Raw genomic sequence first — 341 nt, 5'->3', positions numbered from 1 at the left:
ATACCAGCGAGTAGTTATGCCAACCTTGAATACTTTGAATGGTACTAAGAAAATGCCAGATAAGGCGATTACACAAGATGTTCACGGAATTCTGCACTATACAACTGATGCAGTTACTAATCAATCGAAGATTACTGGTTTAGATCTGAAGACACCAGATAATGGTATGCCAGCGTTGACTCAGTCTGATATGCCAACCTTCCCTGGATACTCCTTAGATATGGATGGAATAGTTGGCTTTAATTATCAAGCTAAAAATAATCTAGTTGCGAGATCACATGATTACTTACTTCATGATGTGCAGGAAAGCCTTAAAAATAATTTTGGATTAATGACAGACT

At 37.2% G+C, this 341-nt stretch carries 1 protein-coding gene; it reads left to right on the top strand.

Translation table 11 applies throughout. From position 1 onward, the window contains the following. Positions 1–16 precede the first annotated feature (16 nt). The coding region (locus ACFIK0_RS09495) for a hypothetical protein (protein WP_375663925.1) at positions 17–341 on the top strand (325 nt) is incomplete at its 3' end.

Source organism: Bartonella sp. CL63NXGY (assembly GCF_042194905.1).
Taxonomy (GTDB): domain Bacteria; phylum Pseudomonadota; class Alphaproteobacteria; order Rhizobiales; family Rhizobiaceae; genus Bartonella.
This window is presented reverse-complemented; position numbering and strand designations above follow the sequence as displayed.